Source organism: Rhizobacter sp. P1_G5 (assembly GCF_056405435.1).
The window spans coordinates 1-1,691 of record NZ_JBFUCB010000923.1; the positions used below are offsets into that span (position 1 = coordinate 1).

General features: G+C 67.3%; 3 protein-coding genes, 1 other RNA gene and 1 riboswitch. Of the genes, 3 read left to right on the forward strand and 1 reads right to left on the reverse strand.

Annotation, left to right across the window (positions count from 1 at the left end; genetic code table 11):
* A partial coding sequence (locus AC1D12_RS32765; protein ID WP_477845299.1) for a TonB-dependent receptor occupies positions 1 to 542 on the reverse strand: 542 nt, incomplete at its 3' end.
* A gap of 73 nt (positions 543 to 615) precedes the next feature.
* Positions 616 to 850: riboswitch (cobalamin riboswitch) on the reverse strand.
* Positions 851 to 903: 53 nt separating this feature from the next.
* On the opposite strand from AC1D12_RS32765, the gene AC1D12_RS32770 reads away from it, so the two are divergent.
* The 3 genes from AC1D12_RS32770 to ssrS all read left to right on the forward strand — a co-directional run bounded on the left by AC1D12_RS32770 (position 904) and on the right by ssrS (position 1,684).
* Positions 904 to 1,134, forward strand: a complete 231-nt coding sequence (locus AC1D12_RS32770) for a cell division protein ZapB (RefSeq protein WP_047503000.1) — start codon at positions 904 to 906, stop codon at positions 1,132 to 1,134.
* Positions 1,131 to 1,463: a cell division protein ZapA gene (locus AC1D12_RS32775; protein WP_047503002.1), complete on the forward strand. Its 333-nt coding sequence runs from the start codon at positions 1,131 to 1,133 to the stop codon at positions 1,461 to 1,463. The genes AC1D12_RS32770 and AC1D12_RS32775 overlap by 4 nt, the downstream gene beginning before the upstream one ends.
* 40 nt (positions 1,464 to 1,503) lie before the next feature.
* A non-coding RNA gene (gene ssrS / locus AC1D12_RS32780) (6S RNA) lies at positions 1,504 to 1,684 on the forward strand.
* Positions 1,685 to 1,691 lie beyond the last annotated feature (7 nt).

Here is a 1,691-nt window from a genome sequence, read left to right on the forward strand (position 1 = left end):
GCGCCGGCCTTGGTCGTGATGACGATCACACCGCCGGTCGCGCCTTCGCCGTACAGCACCGCGCCGCTGCCGCGCAGCACCTCGATGCGCTCGACCGAGTCGATCGGGATGCCGGCCAGCCGCGTGCCGCCCAGGTCGGCCTCGCTGATCCTGATGCCGTCGACGATCACCGCCTGGTTGTTGTCGGAGGTGGTGCCGAAGTTGCGCAGGTCGAGCGAGTAGTCGCCGCCGCCGTAGAAATCGAGCCGGCCGGGCACGCCCAGCAGCTTCATGATCGCGTCGTTGACCGTCGTGACGCCGGCCTCGCGGATGTCGGCCGAGGTGATCACGCTGACGCCGAACGGCAGCTTCGACGCGTCTTCCGGAAAGCGCGTCGCGGTGACGATCACCGGCGCGAAGACACGGCTGCCATCGGCCGCGACGGCGGCCGTCTGCGCCTGGGCGGCGGCCAGCGGGAACAGGGAGGCACAGGCCACGGCGCAGGCGCCGGCAAGCAGGCTCGGCGCGACGGGCGCGCGCAGCTGCGAGGAACGAGAAATCATGAAGGAACTGCCATCGATCAAGCCGTGCGCGCCAGCTTCCCCGCTGGTGCGCACCCATGGCGCCGCGCTTGCACGCGACGCCGCCTTGTTGGCCGGTATCCGGGCTGGCGGAAGGACCCCTGACGCCTTCCCAGAGCCGAGGGGCTCCAGTGGCGATGCGCAGGGGCTGAAGCCGGGTGGCTTCGTCCGCTTACCGTTGCGGGGGCAGCGCAGGTGGGCCGTGCGACCGTGCGGTCGGGCAACCTCTGCTTCCCGTTTAACTGTGCCGGCGTGAACACCGGCACGGGCACCAACGGGCGCGATTGTAAGCAGGCGCAGGCGCCCCCTCTACAATCGGTTCACACTCCACCTTTGATGCGCCATGGCCAAGATCAACGAACTTGCCGAACGCGTCGAGCGCTTGTTGCTGCGGCACGATGAACTGAAGCGCACCAACGCCCTGCTCGAACAACAACTCGCCACCGTCACGCATGAGCGCGACAACCTGCGCTCGCGGCTGAACGCGGCGCGTGGCCGCATCGATGCGCTGCTCGAGCGCCTGCCGGCCGACCCGGCGGCGGTCGGTGCCGATTCCGGAGCGCGCACCAAATGAAGCAGATCGAAGTGACGATCATGGGGCAGAGCTACATCCTCGGCTGCCCGGAAGGCGGCGAGGCCTCGCTGCTCGAAGCGGTGGGCAACGTCGACCGCGAGATGAGCGCGATCCGCGATGGCGGCCGTGTCAAGGCGCGCGAGCGGATCGCGGTGCTGGCGGCACTCAACCTCGCCTACGCACTGGCCGAACGGCCCGCTGCGCCGAAGTCGTCGCCCGCTCCGGCGCCGGCTCCTGCCTCGGCATCGTCGAGCAGCGAAGACATCGACATAGACGCTTTGATCCACCGTGTCGACCAAGCCCTTGGCGCCGACGGGCAATTGCTTTGAACAGACACACTCGCGCCGGATGACGCGCGTAGAATTCTTCGAGTCCGTTGCGTTCGCGTGAGTTTTATATTTCCTTGAACCGATGCTCTTATGAGCAAGGGCTTGGAACATCGCCCGGTTGGTGTGATCGTCTCGCGTCAGATGAACCCGAAGCCCGGCTGACCTCGCCCACCTGAACTGCCTGGGTTCAGGAATGCGGCTCACGGTGCGTGACGGACACCTTATCTT